The sequence below is a fragment of the Ruegeria sp. N8 genome (assembly GCF_056531325.1).
The window spans coordinates 42,934-59,331 of sequence record NZ_JBQFLQ010000012.1; the positions used below are offsets into that span (position 1 = coordinate 42,934).

Genomic DNA, 16,398 nt, shown 5'->3' on the forward strand with positions numbered 1-16,398 from the left:
TCGGCGATTCCGGCGAGACCCTAATGACAAGCTCTGACAAAAACTTGAACCCGCGCGCGCGCCGCGACCATGGCGGAGGGCTGGATGACGCCATCCAAGCCTATGGCGGATCGCGGCAAGACTGGCTGGACTTGTCGACCGGAATCAACCCGCAGCCCTACCCGGTGTCGGACCTGAGTGCCGAGGATTGGACCGCTCTGCCCGACCATGGCACGTTCGAGCGACTGACCGACGCGGCCCGCCAATTCTGGTCCGTACCCGACGACGCCGCAATTTTGCCTGCACCCGGCGCATCGGCTTTAATCGCCCGTATACCAGCAGTGGCGCCGCAGGGGCGGGTTCAGATCACAACCCCCACCTATAACGAGCACGCCGCCGCCTTTTCCGCGCAAGGCTGGAGCGTTCAGCCAGAAGGTTCAACCGACGCGCGTGTGATCGTTCACCCCAACAATCCCGATGGTCGCTATTGGACCGAGGCCGACGCCAACGCGCCGCTGACCATCATTGACGAGAGTTTCTGCGATGTCGCCCCCGAAGCGTCGCTGATCCATCTGGCCGAGCGGCCCGGCGTGATCGTGCTGAAAAGCTTTGGCAAGTTCTGGGGGTTGGCCGGGCTGCGCCTTGGCTTTGCCATCGGCGACCCAAAGCTGATCGCACGGCTGAACGATCTGACTGGCCCATGGGCGGTCTCGGGTCCTGCTTTGCGAATTGGCGCGCGGGCTTTGCAAGACACCGATTGGGCCGCAGCCACCCGAAAGTATCTTCAGCAAGGTGCGGACCGGCTGGATCCCCTCGTGACGGGTCAGGGTGCCAGTTTGATCGGGGGAACACCGCTCTTTCGCCTTTACTCCGTCGAAGACGCCGCCGAGTGGCAGGACCGTCTGGCCCGCGCCCTTATCTGGAGCCGTATCTTCCCCTATTCGACAACTTACTTGCGTCTGGGCTTACCACCAGCAGACGGTTGGGCCCGGCTTGAGGCGGCATTGTGAGCACCGCCTTCCTTCTGGTCTGCGCCCTCTGTCTGGATGCGGCCCTGGGCGAGCCCGACTGGCTGTGGTCGCGGGTGAAACACCCCGCCGTCGTGATCGGCAACCTTATTGGCTGGCTTGACAAACGCCTCAACCACGGTGCGCAACGGCGTCTGAAAGGTGTCGCGGTTGTCGCCTTGTTGGTGTGCGGCGCATTGATCATTGGGCGCGCGCTGACCCTTCTGGGGCCCGTAGTCGAAATAATCGCCTGCGCCATTCTGCTGGCTCAGAAGTCATTGGTCAGCCATGTGCGCGATGTTGGTGCCGGTTTGGCCGTCTCGCTGGAAGACGGGCGGGGGAAAGTGGCGATGATCGTCTCGCGCGATACACGCGACATGACGCAGGCGCAGGTCGCGCGGTCTGCGATCGAAAGCGCGGCCGAGAACCTCAGCGATGGGGTCATCGCGCCCGCTTTCTGGTTTCTTCTCGGCGGCCTGCCCGGTCTGCTGGTTTACAAGGCCGTAAACACCGCCGACAGCATGATCGGCTACCGCAGCGAAAAATACCGCGACTTCGGTTGGGCCTCGGCACGGTTGGACGATGTACTTAACCTGATCCCCGCCCGCCTGACCTGCGTGATGATCGTGGCGCTGTCGGGCCAATGGGCGCGCTGGCCTCAGATGGTCGCGGATGCCCGCCGCCATATCTCGCCCAACGCTGGCTGGCCTGAGGCCGCCATGGCCCGCGCCTTGAACGTCGCCCTGGCTGGACCGCGCAGCTATGGCGGGCAGCTGCGCGATCTGGCTTGGGTCAACGGCGATGCCCCGCGCGAGATTGGCGCGTCAGAGGTTTTCCGCGCATGCGACATGCTCTGGCGGGTCTGGGGGCTTGCGCTTGGCCTCGTGTCGGTGTCGGTTGGGGTCAGCTTCATTTTCTGACGGACCCGTTTCATGCGTTTGCTCTCTGGCCTTATAGCCGCCGCTCTTTTCGTGTCACCCGCCTTTGCCCAATGCGGAGGCGGGTTCAACGCCTTTGTCAAAGGACTGAAATCCGAGGCCGTCCAGCAAGGGTTCGATACAGAGACCGTCAACGCGTTCTTCAAAGGCGTGCAACAAGACGGCGCGGTGCTTAAAGCCGACCGTGCGCAGGGCGTGTTCCAAAAGCCTTTCATCGAGTTTTCGCGCCGCCTGATCTCGCAAAACCGCATTGATCGCGGGCAGGCTATGTCGCGCAAATATGACGCCGTGTTTGACCGGATCGCGCGCGACTACGGCATCTCACGCGGCGTACTTCTGGCCTTCTGGGCGTTCGAAACCGACTACGGTGCCTTTCAAGGTGATGTCAACACCCGCAATGCGCTCGTGACGCTGGCCCATGACTGCCGTCGGCCCGAGCTGTTCCGTCCGCAAATCTTCGCTGCTATCGAATTGTACGAGCAGGGCAATTTCGACCCCGCCCGCACCACCGGGGCTTGGGCCGGAGAAATCGGCATGGTCCAGATGCTGCCCCGCGATATTCTTGAGAACGGCGTGGACGGGGATGGGGACGGTAAGGTCTCGCTGAAAACCTCGGCTCCGGATGCGCTGATGTCGGGGGCCAAGATGCTGTCGAATCTGGGCTGGCAACCGGGTCAGCCTTGGCTGCAAGAGGTCACTGTGCCCAGCGAAATGGATTGGGCCCTGTCCGGCCCAGGCAAATCGCGCCCGGTGTCCGAGTGGCAAGCGATGGGCGTTCAGGCCCGCAGCGGGTCGCTGTCCAACCTGCCCGCCTCGCTGATCCTGCCGCAGGGGCATAAAGGGCCCGCCTTTCTGGCATATCCGAATTTCGACGTCTATTTCGAATGGAATCAGAGCTTTACCTACGTCCTGACCGCCGCTTATTTCGGCACCCGACTTGAGGGCGCACAGATCTATGACGCGGGCAACCCGGCGCAGGGCTTGTCGGGTGCGCAGATGAAGCAGCTACAGAGCAAACTTCAGGCACGCGGCCATGATGTGGGCAAGATCGATGGCATTCTGGGAGCCGGAACACGGGCGGCGGTGCAGGCTGAGCAACAGCGACTGGGTCTGCCAGCAGATGCGTGGCCGACAGTGGAGCTGCTGGGTCGATTGTGAAGCAGCGTCTGGTTTGAGTCCAAAGCGGACAAAGTCATTGCAAAATGATATGCTCCTAGGAGCAGAGGCGATTGTGCATGCAGGAACCGAACTTTACGGAGGACGGAAGAATGATCATGCGCATTTTTCAGGTCGTGACTCGGCCGGGGAAAGAGGAAGAGTTCAGCAAGTTCTTCCATGAAACAGCGATCCCCTTGATGAAAGGCACCAAGGGCATCGTTCAAATATTTCCTGGGGCCGCGCGCACCGACACACCCCGAGACTTCAGCTTTGTCATGGTGTGGGAAAAATTAGAGTCACTTAAGGCGTTTGTCGGCGAAGACTACCAGAGTCCTCACATCGACCCCGCGGAGGCCGAATTGGTCGAGTAGCGTTCGATCAAACACTATGAGCTGGTCGATTAAAGACGATGGCGTGAATTCAAACGACAACTTGGGGGAAGCAATGATCAAGGGGAAATGCGGCTGCGGAGCCGTAACGTATCAGATGACGACACCACCTATGTTCGACCATTGCTGTCACTGTAGCGAATGCCAGCGACAAACCGGAGCGGCTTATGTCTTGAACGCCATTATTGAGGCTGACCGCGTAGAGCTTGAGGGGCCGACCACTGAACATGAACTTTCCACCCCAAGCGGCAAAGGTCAGATTATCACGCGTTGCAAGAATTGCGGCGTCGCCGTGTTCAGCAGCTACATGATCCGTCTTGGCAAGTTAAAGTACGTGCGTGTTGGAACATTGGACAACCCGGATCAGTGTCCTCCGGATGCGCAGATTTTCACGAACAGCAAACAAGCTTGGGTACCACTTAGCGAAGACATTCCCGCCTTTGAGGAGTTTTACAAATTCGATGAAGTGTGGCCCCCGAGTTCGCTAAAACGTTTGGAGACCGCGCTTTCCTGATGGATCAGTTACTCTGGCCTCACCGGATAACGATCCCCTTTTTCGTCAATCAGCACCAACCGCTCACCACTGCGCACATACAGATCGCACCTGCTGAACCCATTACGATAGGCGATGCAGACGCTGCCGTCCTCGGCGATGGAATAGGTGCCAAAGGCGGCGTCTCCGCTGGCGTAGGTGTAGGAATAGGCCCCTCCGGCCGAGAATTTTGCCTGACCGTCGTCAAAAAATGTCAGCGTGCGTCCGGCCAAAGCGTCCAGTTCTTCGGGCGACAGGGGGACGTCTCCGGGTTTCGTGGGCCATTCGGCGGCAAGGGCGGGGCCAGCGGTCAGCAAGGCGAGGATCAGTAGTCGCGTCATGGGAACAGTCTAGACCGAACTGCTCTGCAACAGGCATAACGTTGCAGTGAAAGGTTAGGCGACCATCTGTTCGGCCTTCTTCAGGTCGACTGAAACCAACTGGCTGACGCCCTGTTCTTGCATGGTCACGCCGAACAGCCGGTCCATCCGCGCCATCGTCACCGCATGGTGGGTGATGATCAGGAACCGCGTGTCGGTCTGGCGGCACATCTCGTCCAGCAGGTCGCAGAACCGCGTCACGTTGGCGTCGTCCAGAGGCGCGTCGACCTCATCCAGCACACAAATCGGCGCGGGGTTGGCAAGGAACACACCAAAGATCAGCGCGGTTGCAGTCAGGGTCTGTTCGCCGCCCGAGAGCAGGCTGAGCGTCGAGAGTTTCTTGCCCGGCGGTTGACACATGATCTCGAGACCCGCGTCCAACGGATCGTCGCTTTCAACCATGACCAGATTGGCCTCTCCTCCACCAAACAGATGCTTGAACAGCATGGCAAAGTTCGAGTTCACCTGTTCAAACGCCGTCAACAGACGTTCCCGCCCTTCGCGGTTGAGGCTGGCGATACCGCTGCGCAGGGCCTTGATCGCCTCTTCCAGATCAGCCTTTTCGCTGTTCAACGTGTCGAATTCTTCCTGAACTTCTTTGCTGTCCTCTTCGGCCCGCAGGTTCACCGCACCCATCGCATCGCGCTGACGTTTGTGGCGGTTGACCTCGGCCTCAAGCGCGTCGGCGGCGGGCATCTGGTCTGGGTTCACGTCCAGCTGGTTCAGCAACTGGTTCGGCGTCAGCTGCTGATCCTCGGCGATGCGTTCCGCAGCGGCGGTTACGCTTTCTTTGGCGGCGTCAGAGCGCGCTTCGGCGGCGGCCCGGCTTTCGCGCGCTTCCGAGGCCAGACGTTCCGCATCACGTTCGGCCATCACCCATTCGCGCTGCTGAGCCTCGGCTTGGGCCAGCTTGTCCGCAGCCTCGGCACGACGCGCGTCGGCGGCTTCAATCAATTCGTTCAGTTCTTCGCGCGCCTCGGCGATTTCACCGGGGGCGGCCATGGCGTCGGCAAGCTCCTCCTCCGAGCTTTCCTTGCGTTCGACCAATTCCGAGATGCGCTTTTCCGCCGTCTCCAACCGGTGCTTCCAGCCACTGAGGTCTTTTGTCACCTCTTGGCTGCGGCGGGTCCGCGCCTCGCCCTCGCGGCGCAATTCGTCATGGGTCGAGCGGTGGGTCAGCATGGTGATCCGCGCAGCTTCGACCGTTTGTTTGATGTCCTCAACCCGCGCGCGGGCGCTGTCCAAATCGCCCAGACCAGCAAGTGCGCCTTCGGCCTCGCGCAGTTGGCCACGGGCGGACATGGCGTCTTCCTTGTGACGATCGACGGCCAATGCCAGGGTTTCCAACTTGCCCTGCGCCAGATTGCGATCCGCCTCAGCCCGGCTGAGTTGCCGTGCGGTTTCCGCCATGCGCTGGTCGGCGGCACGGCGTGCCTCACGCGCGCGGCGGTCAGCCTCAGTCACGTCGGCCAGTTGCTGTGACAGCGCCTCATGCGCCGCCCGCGCGCCATCGGCTTGCGCCTCGGTTCGGGCCAGTTCCTGCTTCAACGCTTCCAGCTTGTTCAGCTGCTCCAACCGCAGTGCCGCTGCACTGGGCGCGTCCTCGGCCCAAGCACGGAACCCGTCCCAGCGCCACAGGTCGCCCGAGCGCGAGACCAAGCGCTGACCGGGTTTCAGCGAGGCCTGCAGACGCGCGCCCTGATCCGAACCGACCAGACCGATCTGCGCAATGCGGCGGCTGAGGCGGTCGGGGCCGGAAACATGCAGCGCCAGCGGTTCGGCCCCCTCGGGCAGCGGCTGATCGGCGTCATAGCCTGCAACCTGCACCCAACCGGATGGCCCGTCGCCTTCAACCAGAGGCGCGCGCAGGTCATCGGCCAAAGCCGCGCCCAACGCCTTTTCGTATCCCGGAGCAACACGCAGCAGATCCAGCACCTGTCCGCCCTCTGCGGTGTCGCGTTCAACAAGCTTGGCCAGCGCGGAGGTCTCGGCCCTTATGGCTCCCAACTCTCCTTCGGCCTCAGACCGTTGCGCGCGGGCTTCAGCCTCGCGTGCTTGCGTTTCGCTGCGCAACTCATCGGCGGCGGCCAGTGCCTCTTCGGCGGCCTCGGCGGCCTCGCGTGCTTCTTCCTCGCCTTCTTGCGCGGCTTCGAATGCTTCGGCGGCGCGAGTCAGCGCCTCGTGCGCCTCATTCACAGCACCGCGCGCTTTTTCCTCTTCGCTCTCGGACCGGGCCAGCGTTTTGCGGCTGTCTTCGACCAAACGTTGCGCCGATTGGTGACGGGCGACCAGACGAGCCATATCCTCGGTCTGTTGTGACAGGTGATCTTCACGATCCTGCAAGACCGACGCCGCCTCGCGCGCGATTTCGGCCGCCTCGGCCACCTTGTCATCATGACCTTCCGCGGCCTTTGTCAGCTCGCGGGCTTCCCATTCCAGCCGTTCGATCATCTGGCCCGCATCGCGGTTCAGGCCGGTTTCACGCTCGATATCATTGCTCAACTGCTGAATACGGTTGGTGAGCGTTTCGATGGTCTGACGGGCGCGGGTTTCCTGATCAGAAAGCTGGTCACGCTGCACCTGCTGGCGCTGCAACACGGCGGCGGCGATGGCCTCTTCCTCACGCAGCGGCGGCAGGGTTTCTTCGATCTCGGCGCGCTTTGCGGCGGCGGCACGGGCCTCTGCCTCAGCACGCGAGGCTTCTGTGATCCGATCGCGCAGCTTCTCCTCGGCCTGTTGGCGGGCCATATCGGCCTCTTTCCAACGACGGTAGAGCAGCATTCCCTCGGCCTGCCGCAATTGTTCACCGATCTCGCGATAGCGCGCGGCCTGACGGGCCTGACGCGCAAGTTGCGCCAGCTGCGTGCCCAACTGTTCCAACACGTCATCAACGCGGGTCAGGTTGGATTCGGTGCCCTTGAGTTTCAGCTCGGCCTCATGCCGCCGCTGATAGAGGCCCGATATTCCAGCCGCTTCTTCCAGAATACGCCGCCGGGCACGCGGTTTGGCGTTGATCAACTCGGCAATACGGTTCTGCCCCACCAGCGCTGGCGAATGCGCCCCGGTTGAGGCATCCGCGAACAGCATCTGCACATCGCGCGCGCGTACGTCCTTGCCGTTGGTCTTGTAGGCGCTGCCGACGTCGCGGGTGATGCGGCGGATGATTTCCAACTGGTCCGTGTCGTTGAACCCCGAAGGCGCTAACCGTTCCGAATTGTCCATAGTCAGGACCACTTCGGCAAAGTTGCGCGCGGGTCGCGTGGCCGCCCCCGCGAAAATCACATCTTCCATCGCCCCGCCGCGCATGGATTTGGGACGGTTTTCGCCCATCACCCAGCGCAACGCTTCAAGCAGGTTGGACTTGCCGCAACCATTTGGCCCCACCACACCGGTCAGCCCATCCGCGATGATCAAATCGGTCGGATCGACAAAGCTTTTGAAGCCGGTGAGTTTGAGTTTGCTAAAGCGCAAAGGCAATGAGTCCCGTGATTCCTATATGCTTGAAGTCTGCGCAAGGGATTGGGGACCTGTCAACGCAGTTGCGCAGGATATGGGAATTCAACCCGAGTTATCCACAACATCTTGCTCAAATACGCAAGATTACGCGCAAGTCAGTAGAGCGTGCATTCAAACACCTGATAGCCGTAATCGCCGCCGATATCGTCGAAGACGCCCGTATCTACGCATTCATAGTTCGGGCGCGAAATTGCAGTCAGCAAAAGGCGCTCGGCCATTTCTCGATCACAGCCCAGTACACCAACGGTGACTGCGGCATCCCCCAGCACATCCAGAATCGGACACCCCGACACCTGTGCCATTGCCAACGCTGCGCGGTCGCGGATTGGACCAAGCCGCGGCGCGTATTGCATGTTGATCCGCACCGCCTCGGCCAGTTCACCACGCACGCGCACGTCAAAGACACTGCCATTCACCGCCACGCGCGTGGCTGGCACATCGCGAAAATGGGGCGTGCCGGCCGAACATGCGGCCAGCACCAGGAGAGACAGATACCGGATCATACGCCCAGTGTTGCGGGCAAACCGTTAATGAAACCTTACCCGATCTGGGTTTTCAGGACCTGCCCCAATCGTGCGATCCCTTCGCGGATCGTCGCCTCATCAGAGTTCGAGAAGCTAAGTCGCACGGTATTCGCCCCACTACCATCGGGGAAAAACGCCCGACCGGGTACAAAGGCCAGCTTGACTGTCTCCAGCGACCGCGCCAACAGCGCGGCGCCGTCGACCCCTTCGGGCAAGGTCAGCCAGATGAACATCCCGCCTTCGGGCCGGGTCCATTCTACCCCGTCGGGCATATGGTCCTCCAACGCCTGCAACATCGCGTTTCGGCGCGCGCCATAGGTTCGGCGCAACATCGGGATGTGGCTATCGAAACAGGTGCGCGCCACCTGCTCGGTCGCCATCTGGTTGAGTGTTGGCGAATGCAGATCAGCCGCCTGCTTGATCAGAACAAGCTGCTGGATCACTGGCTGCGCGGCCACGATCCAACCCACACGCAAGCCCGGCGAAAGGGTTTTCGAGAAGCTGCCGCAATAGATCGTCCGGCACGCCTCGATCGAGCCCTTACGCTTTTGCTCCAGTGCCAGAATGGGCGGGATCGCATCGCCCTCGTAACGCAACGCCTGATAGGCCCCATCCTCGATCACCGCGATATCCAGCGCATCAGCCAGATCCAGCAGGCCCTCTCGTGCGCGCAAATCAACGGTCTCACCTGTCGGGTTGGCGAAGTCCGGTGACAAATAGGCAAATTTCACCCGCCCTTCGCCCGCTGCCGCGGCGTACTCCGCCGCTCCTTGGTTGCCGTTCAGGTGCAGCCTGTCGAAGCGCGGCTCATAGGCGTCAAACGCGTTGATCGCCCCCAGATAGGTTGGCCAACCGACCAAGGCGGTATCCCCGGGCGATAGGTAGAGCTTGCCAAGATAGTCCAACGCCTGTTGTGACCCCGAGGTGATCAGGATGTTATCAGCCCCACAAGCAATGCCGTTGCCCCGCGTATGATCGACTAGCCATTCACGCAGAGGACCATAGCCCTCACTGACCGAATATTGCAGCGCGCGGTCACTGTGATCTGCGGTCATTGCGGTCTGGAACGCCTGCGCAAATTCTTCTTTCGGGAACAAGGCCGGGTCGGGAATACCGCCAGCGAAGGAAATGATTCCGGGCTGATCGAGAAGTTTCAACAACTCGCGGATCTCGGACGCTTTCATTCGCGATGCACGCGCAGCGAACAGCGCTTGTGTCGACATGTGCCCCCTCCCTGTTCGGACATGGGCAGCGTATCGAGGAATTTTTTAAAGTCAATAATTCTGACCTATTCTCACCTCAAGGCCGCGACATTCTTGTACCCGCCTGCATTCCATGGTCATATGAATTGACCAATTTCAGCGACGACATCCCTATGCCCTTCCAAAAAGTTCAGACCGAGAAGCTCTCAATCGCAGTGGTACGGCAGATCGAGCTGCTGATCCTGCGCGGCATTCTACGCCCCGGCGAACGCTTGCCCGCTGAACGTGAACTCGCCGAGCGGTTGGGCGTGTCGCGCCCATCCTTGCGCGAGGCGATTTCGGAGCTTCAGGAGCAAGGTCTTTTGGCCGCCAAGGCCGGATCCGGGATCTATGTGGCCGAGGTGTTGGGCTCTGCCTTTTCACCCGCCCTGATCCGCCTTTTTGGCAGTCATCCAGAAGCAGTTTTCGATTATCTCTCATTCCGTCGGGACATGGAGGGCTTGGCGGCTGAGCGCGCAGCGAGAATGGGATCAGAAAGCGACCTGAAAGTGGTCCAAACGATCTTTGAAAAGATGGAGGCCGCCCATGCCCGCAACGCTCCGAAAGATGAGGCCAATCTGGACGCGCAATTCCACATGGCCATTATCGAGGCGAGCCATAACGTCGTAATGCTGCATATGATGCGGTCGATGTTCGACCTGTTGCGCCAAGGCGTCTTTTACAACCGTCAAATGATGTTCAATCAACGCACAACCCGAGAAGCCATCTTGGATCAGCACCGTGCAATCAATACCGCGCTACAGGCGCGCGACCCGGAAGGCGCCCGCGAGGCTGTTCAGAAACACCTGAACTTCGTTCAACAATGCACACAAGATCACCAAAAGGCTTTACGGAACGAAGAAATCGCGCGGCAACGACTGGATCATGAAACGCGTTGATCTGACATGATGGACCGCCTGAATGTCAGCGAGGTTCAAAGCTTCCGAATAGCTCGTTCACACCGGTGTCTCCAAAGGCTCAAGTGCTTCAACGGTTTAGGATCGTAGTCGATCAGTCCGGGAAAGGTGCTGTCAGCTTCCGACCGGCTCCGCAGTATGGTGGGTGCGGCCACAATGGATTTCGTAACTGCGTCCGCGCTGTCTGCCTTCTGCTTTTCAGCGGCTATCACAGCTAGCATTTCTGCATGATAGGCGTCCATGGCCTCTGAGCGCTGGCCTTTGCGGAACCGAAACGCACCGATCTTGTCGTGAACTGCTATTAGTTCGGCGCAGCGCGAAAACCGCAGCCAAAGCTCACCATCGACAGCCAAGGACAGGCGCTCGTCAAGCTGTCCACCGGCTTTATCCCATAAGCTGCGCCGCCAGAACGTCGATTCCTGCTGCACCCATTGATAGTCGCCCGCAAGAAGCCGCTGGTACGAAATCGGCCTTGGGCGTCGAGAGGCCAGAACATGCCCCGTTTCATCTATCGTCGTGAGCTTGCCCGTCACCCAATCCAACTTTGGTTTTAGCGCAAAAAGAGACCCAACAAGCCCCAGCCCCCCTGACATCAGGACATCATCGGAATTTATCCACCCCATCACCTCGCCAGTGGCGCGTGAAAACCCTTTGTTGACAGCGTTGGCCTGCCCTGTATCCGGCTCGGATATGATATGTGCGAATGCCCCGCGATATCTTTCGACAATATCAAGCGACCCGTCTGTGCTGCCTCCATCCGACAAGATCAGCTCAAGATTAGGATAAGATTGGCTGACAATTGACGTAATGGTCTGCTCGAGAAAATCGGCGCAGTTCAGGTTTGGAATGACCAGACTTATCTTGGGCATTTTCGCCATGCATAATCCTTTTACCCAAGGCCGAGCTGCGTTGACGCAGCAACAGAGTTTCTGTCCGGTTGCATCAACACTGACAAGTTGATCATTGCAACAGCTTCTTTGGAATGCGCTTTCCGCTGCCGGGGCCCATATGCTCGGTTTGTGCCAAAGTCGTAAGACCGGGGTCAATGAAAAGACGCTTTCCCGCGTTGCGCAGCGAAAGATGCAGGGTTGTGTGCTCGCAAGTGACGTGGCCGGTCTCATTTCGTGGCCGGTACGTGGCACCATGCAAAGCTTCGGTCTTGTACAGGCCCAACCCACCAAAAGCACTGTCCACCTCAATCATTGGCGTATCAGGCGGCATCGAGTATTGGCGACTATAAATGATTTTGCGCTGCATCCGTCGCCACCAGACACTGCGAAACATCCTGGGCCGCTTTAGCGCCGCAAGCTCTCGCCACGGGTCTTGTTCGCACCAGCCTGCGCATCGCAGCGCGTATAGGTCATAGTAGGCGGGCAATGAGTTGGCAAACACAGCGTCCCACTGTGGCACCTGACGCAGCGCCGCGTTCAACACCTGACTCGGATCCATCTGCGTGTTGGGTCCGTCCATATCAAGAACCAGGGTCAGTGGATGGATCGGACTGCTGGTTAGAAGGTGCTCAAGAACTGTATTTCTGGCTGCAGCAATACGCTCCACACGTTCTTCGAAGAGGCCGGCCATACTATCAAGAAAGAGTATATCAACACCCGCGCTCATAGCCGCGTAGTCTTGCAGGATATCATCGGTGTTGTCTGAATTATCGTTGGTCGCGATAATCACGCGACTGCTGTCTAGCTGCGCCCGTAGTTGTTCGATACGCAAGAGCGTTTTGGTCAGAGATTCTCCACCATTTCGAACGACGCCGAGAATGTTCATAAGAAGTCCAGCAATTCAGGCAAGAGGTCTTCTAAAACACTTTGACCCGAAAGCGAGCTTTCGGGTCAAAGTTCAAACTTTGTCCAGATTTCAGTGCAGCTTTTCGCCTACATCCGCGATGGCCGCGTCGATCAACTTGTTGGCCTGGGTAGCCGTCATCTGCTTGGCCAGAACCGCGTTTGCTGCAGAAACAGCAACAGTGATGGCTTGATCGCGCACTTCTTTCACGGCCGAAGCCTCAGCCGATGCGATCTGGTCCTGTGCTGCCGCCAAACGACGAGCAATGGACTTCTCCAGATCGACCTTGGCTTGTTCAGCCGCCAGCGCAGCATCATCCTTAGCCGCCGCCACGATGGCATCCGCCTGAGACTGAACTTCGCGTTGCTTGCGCTCATACGAGGCCAGCAGGCTGCGCGCTTCTTCATGCAGGGCGCGAGCTTCGTCCAGTTCCGACTGAATGCCCTCGGCCCGCTTGTCCAGTGCGCCGCCGATCATGCCGGGCACTTTGAAGTAAAACAGAACCGCGATGAAGACGATAAAGCCCAGCAGGACCACAAAGTCTGTGTTGCCAAGCGAGAAGAACGGGCCGCTTGCGGCCAGCGCGGGGCTGGCAGCGCCGAGTGTCAGGATAAGGGCAAGAGTATTCCGCATGTCACTTATCCTTTCATCTGCGCGTCAACGGCACCGTCGATGGCTTTGGCATCCGCCTCGCCGCCCAGTGCTGTGACCAGTTCAGTTGCCGTATCCTTGGCAACCACTTGAATACTTTCCAGCGCACCGGCACGGATGTCGGCAATTGCCTTTTCCGATTCAGCCGCTTTTGCAGCGATTTCAGCATCTGCCTTTGCAATCGCGTCATCCAGACCAGACTGGATTTCGGCACGCGCCTCGGCAGCGATACGCTGCGCTTCGGCACGGGCATCGGCCAGCGCCTTGTTATAGGCCTCTTCAGCCTCGACCGCCTTGGCCTTCAGATCTTCGGCCGCAGCCAGGTCATTTGTAATGGTCCCCTGACGCTCGGCCAGGATTGCCGCGATGCGGGGCAGAGCCACGCGGGACAGGACCAGAAAGATGACGACCAGCGTGATGACCAGCCAGAAAATCTGGTTGGGGAACCAATCAAAGCAGAGCTGCGGCATCCCGATGGCCGACCCGTACGAGTCAACACAGGTGCCTGCTACTTCTTTGGCTAGGGGTTCAGTCGCCATGATGTCCTCCGTCGGAACGTTGTCTTTACAACAGGTGGGCCGCTATGGCTTGGACCCACCTGCGCGTAAGGATCAGGTTCCGCAGATTAGACGGCGAACATCAGCAGCAGCGAGACCAGGAATGCGAAGATCCCCAGGGCTTCTGCGAATGCGATACCGATGAACAGGGTTGCGGTCTGCGAAGCAGCCGCCGAAGGGTTGCGCAGGGCGCCGGCCAGGAAGTTGCCTGCAACGTTGCCCACCCCGATTGCGGCTGCGCCGGAACCGATTGCTGCCAGGCCTGCGCCGATGTGTGCGAGATCGCCTTCCATGATGTATCTCCTTACGAATTGGAAGTTTCGATGTTGGGTTATCGTTCCTGTGCTGGGTGCAAGACCCAATCAGTGATGCGGATGCAGAGCGTCCTTAAGGTAAACACAGGTCAGAATGGTGAATACGTAGGCCTGGATAAAGGCCACCAAGACCTCGAGACCGTACATTGCGGTGATCGCCAGAACCGACACGGGCGAAATCACGGCAATCGCGGCAAAACCTGCGAACACCTTGATCACCGCGTGGCCCGCCATGACGTTACCGGCCAGACGAATGGAATGGCTGACCGGACGCACAAAGTACGAGATCAGCTCGATGATCGCCAGGATCGGGCGCAGCGCCATCGGGGCGCTGGAGACCCAGAACAGGCTCAGGAAGCCCGCGCCGTTCTTGACAAAGCCTAGGATGGTGACGGTCAGGAAGACAGCCAGCGCCAGCGGGATGGTCACGGCGAAATGCGATGTGGTTGTGAACGAGGTCGGGATCAGGCCCAGGAAGTTCGCGGTCACGATGAACATGAACAGGGTCATGACATAGGGGAAGAACTTGACGCCTTCCTTGCCGCAGATGTCTTCCAGCATCTTGTAGATGAAGCCATAGGCCAGTTCGGCCACCGACTGCATCCGGGTCGGAACAATCGCGCGCTTCGAGGTCGGCACGATTAGCAGCAGAACAATCGCAACGATCGCAAAGAACAGCCACAGCGTCACGTTGGTAATGGTGAACATGCCCACTGCGCCGTCGCCGAACAACGGTTTGACGATGAACTGGTCCATCGGGTGGAATACCAGGCTGCTGCCTTCTGCTGCGGTGGTCTCAGTTGCCACGTTCAGTCCCTCTCGTCCTTCTCAGCAGCCGTCGCCGCCGTTTGTTTCTCTTGGACCTCTTTCGCGCTGCGGAGCATAACCTTCACGCCCGCGACAAGGCCCAGCAATGTGAACAGCACCAGAAAGATCGGGATCGTCCCGAACAGGCTGTCCAGCCCGTATCCGATGCCAAATCCGATCCCCAGACCGGATACCATTTCGATGACCATCCTCCAGGCAAGCTCGCCACCGGATATGTCACTGTCTGCGCGTTTGGGGGGCTGTTTGGCCTTTTTCGCCGCGTCGATCTTGGCCTCCAGCTGCGCCATACGCTGCTTTTGGTCATCATCGGTCACGGGCGTTTCCCTCGCACAGTCTTGGGTAGGGTGCTAAGGCGATGCGGGCACAGAGTCAACGGTGTATAGGTCGCACCCACATCTCACTTAAGTATTTGATTTTTATTATTAAAATCTTTTCACCGCCGGACCCAAAACGGAAGTGGATTAATGGTCCGGCACGGATACGCCTGAATCCGCATATTTAACCAAATGGTTGACCAAACCCCGACGCTGTGGTTCAGCGAAGACATGTCCAACGATCTCGACACAGTATTCGCAGCCCTCGCCGACCCGACCCGCCGCGCCATCCTTGCAATGTTGCTGGAGGACGATATGGCCGTGACCGACGTGGCCGAACCGTTCGAGATGTCGCTTGCGGCGATCTCGAAACACCTGGTGATCCTGACCAAGGCGGGATTGATCAGCCAGGAAAAACGGGGGCGGGTGAAATGGTGCAAACTGGAACCGGATGCCTTGCGGACGGCTTCGGTTTGGATGCAAGGTTTTGGGCAGTTCGAACCCGTCAATCTGGACGCGTTCGAACGATTTCTGGAAGTTGAACTTCCCTCGGGCGAGGATTGAACCGCCTAACGGACAACAAAGACCGAAATGGAGGCGTGCGTTGCCAGATAGCCGGCATGGCTGGAAAAGATGTAGTCCATGATCCGTGGCGCATGCGTGCCCACCACGATTAGGTCCGCGCCAATCTCATCCGCTGCGCGCGTCAGGTCGCCATCCAATTCAGCACCGACATCGACCGAGTGGATGTTGCGAAAGTCAACTTCGGCCCCGCTTTTTTCAGCGAGTTGATCGGCAAAGTTGCGCAGATCTTCGTTGACCATCGCGTCAGGCTGCACGGGGTCACCGGGTTGAATTCCGGTGACGCTGACAACAGTAATCTTGGCGCTTTGCCACTTGGCGACCGCTGCGGCGACCTCGGCAGCTTTCTGAACCGTGGGCGGCAAGTGCAGATCAACTGGGAACATGATGTGGTCATACATAGTGAATTCCTCCTCTGTTCAAAGCATAGGGAAATTCGAATGTAACAACTTTGATCTGCCTCAAAGGGCACCGGCAGGCCTAGGCGCCCGGCTCAACACCTGTCACCACACCCGTCACATCCGCAAGGCACAGCCAAGGCGCAGATACCCCCTGAACATCTACCAAGGTGATCGAACCTGTCGCCTCAAACTGAGTGGGACGCGCGGAAATACCGCTTGCTCGTATGCCGGAATCCGCCGCGACCAGCGCCTCGCAACTGGCTTGCAGGTCGGCTTCGCTGATGACGCCGCTGGGGGGCTGCGGCGGCGTGCACGCAGTCAGTATCGCCATTGCAGCTAACGGGAAAAACGCTTTCATCAAGGTGCCTCTGATCTG

Annotated in this window: 20 protein-coding genes; 7 read left to right on the forward strand and 13 right to left on the reverse strand. The window is 59.4% G+C overall.

Annotation, left to right across the window (positions count from 1 at the left end; genetic code table 11):
- The first annotated feature begins 23 nt into the window (after nucleotides 1-23).
- From cobD to ACR0C5_RS17755, 5 genes are all read left to right on the forward strand, one after another.
- Entirely contained in the window at nucleotides 24-989 is a 966-nt protein-coding gene (gene cobD, locus ACR0C5_RS17735) for a threonine-phosphate decarboxylase CobD (RefSeq protein ID WP_480878155.1), read from the forward strand.
- Entirely contained in the window at nucleotides 986-1,906 is a 921-nt protein-coding gene (gene cbiB / locus ACR0C5_RS17740) for an adenosylcobinamide-phosphate synthase CbiB (protein WP_480878123.1), read from the forward strand. Before cobD ends, cbiB begins: the two co-directional genes overlap by 4 nt.
- 12 nt (nucleotides 1,907-1,918) lie before the next feature.
- A complete protein-coding gene (locus tag ACR0C5_RS17745; RefSeq protein ID WP_480878124.1) occupies nucleotides 1,919-3,082 on the forward strand; it encodes a lytic murein transglycosylase in 1,164 nt (387 codons plus the stop codon).
- A gap of 110 nt (nucleotides 3,083-3,192) precedes the next feature.
- Nucleotides 3,193-3,453: a hypothetical protein gene (locus ACR0C5_RS17750; protein WP_480878125.1), complete on the forward strand. Its 261-nt coding sequence runs from the start codon at nucleotides 3,193-3,195 to the stop codon at nucleotides 3,451-3,453.
- A 16-nt stretch (nucleotides 3,454-3,469) separates the two neighbouring features.
- A complete protein-coding gene (locus ACR0C5_RS17755; protein WP_480878126.1) occupies nucleotides 3,470-3,985 on the forward strand; it encodes a GFA family protein in 516 nt (171 codons plus the stop codon).
- An 8-nt stretch (nucleotides 3,986-3,993) separates the two neighbouring features.
- On the opposite strand, the gene ACR0C5_RS17760 is transcribed toward ACR0C5_RS17755, so the two are convergent.
- The 4 genes from ACR0C5_RS17760 to ACR0C5_RS17775 all read right to left on the reverse strand — a co-directional run bounded on the left by ACR0C5_RS17760 (nucleotide 3,994) and on the right by ACR0C5_RS17775 (nucleotide 9,646).
- Entirely contained in the window at nucleotides 3,994-4,344 is a 351-nt protein-coding gene (locus ACR0C5_RS17760; protein ID WP_170775278.1) for a hypothetical protein, read from the reverse strand.
- 54 nt (nucleotides 4,345-4,398) lie between these two features.
- Nucleotides 4,399-7,854, reverse strand: coding sequence for a chromosome segregation SMC family protein (locus ACR0C5_RS17765; protein WP_480878127.1), 3,456 nt, complete (start codon nucleotides 7,852-7,854; stop codon nucleotides 4,399-4,401).
- Nucleotides 7,855-7,994: 140 nt separating this feature from the next.
- Nucleotides 7,995-8,402 (reverse strand): hypothetical protein, encoded by a 408-nt coding sequence (locus ACR0C5_RS17770; RefSeq protein ID WP_480878128.1) that lies wholly within the window; start codon nucleotides 8,400-8,402, stop codon nucleotides 7,995-7,997.
- 35 nt (nucleotides 8,403-8,437) lie between these two features.
- Nucleotides 8,438-9,646, reverse strand: a complete 1,209-nt coding sequence (locus ACR0C5_RS17775) for an aminotransferase-like domain-containing protein (RefSeq protein ID WP_170787319.1) — start codon at nucleotides 9,644-9,646, stop codon at nucleotides 8,438-8,440.
- A 152-nt stretch (nucleotides 9,647-9,798) separates the two neighbouring features.
- On the opposite strand from ACR0C5_RS17775, the gene ACR0C5_RS17780 reads away from it, so the two are divergent.
- The gene (locus tag ACR0C5_RS17780) at nucleotides 9,799-10,563 is read left to right on the forward strand and encodes an FCD domain-containing protein (protein WP_170787321.1); all 765 of its coding nucleotides are present in this window, start codon (nucleotides 9,799-9,801) and stop codon (nucleotides 10,561-10,563) included.
- Between the two features lie 35 nt (nucleotides 10,564-10,598).
- Here the strand turns inward: ACR0C5_RS17780 and ACR0C5_RS17785 are convergent, their stop codons facing one another.
- The 7 genes from ACR0C5_RS17785 to ACR0C5_RS17815 all read right to left on the reverse strand — a co-directional run bounded on the left by ACR0C5_RS17785 (nucleotide 10,599) and on the right by ACR0C5_RS17815 (nucleotide 15,039).
- Complete coding sequence (locus ACR0C5_RS17785; protein ID WP_170775267.1) at nucleotides 10,599-11,450, reverse strand: glycosyltransferase family 2 protein; 852 nt, start codon at nucleotides 11,448-11,450, stop codon at nucleotides 10,599-10,601.
- Between the two features lie 91 nt (nucleotides 11,451-11,541).
- A complete protein-coding gene (locus ACR0C5_RS17790) occupies nucleotides 11,542-12,357 on the reverse strand; it encodes a hypothetical protein (RefSeq protein WP_480878130.1) in 816 nt (271 codons plus the stop codon).
- A 90-nt stretch (nucleotides 12,358-12,447) separates the two neighbouring features.
- Nucleotides 12,448-13,008: a F0F1 ATP synthase subunit B gene (locus ACR0C5_RS17795; protein ID WP_170787325.1), complete on the reverse strand. Its 561-nt coding sequence runs from the start codon at nucleotides 13,006-13,008 to the stop codon at nucleotides 12,448-12,450.
- Nucleotides 13,009-13,013: 5 nt separating this feature from the next.
- Nucleotides 13,014-13,565 carry a F0F1 ATP synthase subunit B' gene (locus ACR0C5_RS17800; protein ID WP_170787327.1) on the reverse strand — a complete coding sequence of 184 codons (552 nt, stop codon included), beginning with the start codon at nucleotides 13,563-13,565 and terminating at the stop codon, nucleotides 13,014-13,016.
- Nucleotides 13,566-13,651: 86 nt separating this feature from the next.
- The gene (locus ACR0C5_RS17805) at nucleotides 13,652-13,876 is read right to left on the reverse strand and encodes a F0F1 ATP synthase subunit C (protein ID WP_005981269.1); all 225 of its coding nucleotides are present in this window, start codon (nucleotides 13,874-13,876) and stop codon (nucleotides 13,652-13,654) included.
- Nucleotides 13,877-13,945: 69 nt separating this feature from the next.
- Complete coding sequence (locus ACR0C5_RS17810; protein ID WP_170356118.1) at nucleotides 13,946-14,704, reverse strand: F0F1 ATP synthase subunit A; 759 nt, start codon at nucleotides 14,702-14,704, stop codon at nucleotides 13,946-13,948.
- 2 nt (nucleotides 14,705-14,706) lie between these two features.
- A complete protein-coding gene (locus ACR0C5_RS17815; RefSeq protein WP_170791637.1) occupies nucleotides 14,707-15,039 on the reverse strand; it encodes an AtpZ/AtpI family protein in 333 nt (110 codons plus the stop codon).
- Between the two features lie 231 nt (nucleotides 15,040-15,270).
- On the opposite strand from ACR0C5_RS17815, the gene ACR0C5_RS17820 reads away from it, so the two are divergent.
- On the forward strand, nucleotides 15,271-15,603 hold the full coding sequence (locus tag ACR0C5_RS17820) for an ArsR/SmtB family transcription factor (protein WP_170775386.1): 333 nt from the start codon (nucleotides 15,271-15,273) through the stop codon (nucleotides 15,601-15,603).
- Nucleotides 15,604-15,608: 5 nt separating this feature from the next.
- Here ACR0C5_RS17820 and ACR0C5_RS17825 read toward each other — a convergent pair whose 3' ends face one another.
- Together ACR0C5_RS17825 and ACR0C5_RS17830 are read right to left on the reverse strand one after the other, a co-directional pair.
- Entirely contained in the window at nucleotides 15,609-16,022 is a 414-nt protein-coding gene (locus ACR0C5_RS17825; protein WP_170775255.1) for a universal stress protein, read from the reverse strand.
- 79 nt (nucleotides 16,023-16,101) lie between these two features.
- On the reverse strand, nucleotides 16,102-16,380 hold the full coding sequence (locus tag ACR0C5_RS17830) for a hypothetical protein (protein WP_480878134.1): 279 nt from the start codon (nucleotides 16,378-16,380) through the stop codon (nucleotides 16,102-16,104).
- Nucleotides 16,381-16,398: the final 18 nt, after the last annotated feature.

Excerpts from the sequence above, each read along its gene's own strand:
- cobD (WP_480878155.1), top strand. The coding sequence starts at position 24 with ATGACAAGCTCTGACAAAAACTTGAACCCGCGCGCGCGCCGCGACCAT.
- ACR0C5_RS17745 (WP_480878124.1), top strand. The coding sequence starts at position 1,919 with ATGCGTTTGCTCTCTGGCCTTATAGCCGCCGCTCTTTTCGTGTCACCC.
- ACR0C5_RS17750 (WP_480878125.1), top strand. The coding sequence starts at position 3,193 with ATGATCATGCGCATTTTTCAGGTCGTGACTCGGCCGGGGAAAGAGGAA.
- ACR0C5_RS17755 (WP_480878126.1), top strand. The coding sequence starts at position 3,470 with ATGAGCTGGTCGATTAAAGACGATGGCGTGAATTCAAACGACAACTTG.
- ACR0C5_RS17760 (WP_170775278.1), bottom strand. The coding sequence starts at position 4,344 with ATGACGCGACTACTGATCCTCGCCTTGCTGACCGCTGGCCCCGCCCTT.
- ACR0C5_RS17770 (WP_480878128.1), bottom strand. The coding sequence starts at position 8,402 with ATGATCCGGTATCTGTCTCTCCTGGTGCTGGCCGCATGTTCGGCCGGC.
- ACR0C5_RS17775 (WP_170787319.1), bottom strand. The coding sequence starts at position 9,646 with ATGTCGACACAAGCGCTGTTCGCTGCGCGTGCATCGCGAATGAAAGCG.
- ACR0C5_RS17780 (WP_170787321.1), top strand. The coding sequence starts at position 9,799 with ATGCCCTTCCAAAAAGTTCAGACCGAGAAGCTCTCAATCGCAGTGGTA.
- ACR0C5_RS17785 (WP_170775267.1), bottom strand. The coding sequence starts at position 11,450 with ATGCCCAAGATAAGTCTGGTCATTCCAAACCTGAACTGCGCCGATTTT.
- ACR0C5_RS17790 (WP_480878130.1), bottom strand. The coding sequence starts at position 12,357 with ATGAACATTCTCGGCGTCGTTCGAAATGGTGGAGAATCTCTGACCAAA.
- ACR0C5_RS17795 (WP_170787325.1), bottom strand. The coding sequence starts at position 13,008 with ATGCGGAATACTCTTGCCCTTATCCTGACACTCGGCGCTGCCAGCCCC.
- ACR0C5_RS17800 (WP_170787327.1), bottom strand. The coding sequence starts at position 13,565 with ATGGCGACTGAACCCCTAGCCAAAGAAGTAGCAGGCACCTGTGTTGAC.
- ACR0C5_RS17805 (WP_005981269.1), bottom strand. The coding sequence starts at position 13,876 with ATGGAAGGCGATCTCGCACACATCGGCGCAGGCCTGGCAGCAATCGGT.
- ACR0C5_RS17820 (WP_170775386.1), top strand. The coding sequence starts at position 15,271 with ATGTCCAACGATCTCGACACAGTATTCGCAGCCCTCGCCGACCCGACC.
- ACR0C5_RS17825 (WP_170775255.1), bottom strand. The coding sequence starts at position 16,022 with ATGTATGACCACATCATGTTCCCAGTTGATCTGCACTTGCCGCCCACG.
- ACR0C5_RS17830 (WP_480878134.1), bottom strand. The coding sequence starts at position 16,380 with ATGAAAGCGTTTTTCCCGTTAGCTGCAATGGCGATACTGACTGCGTGC.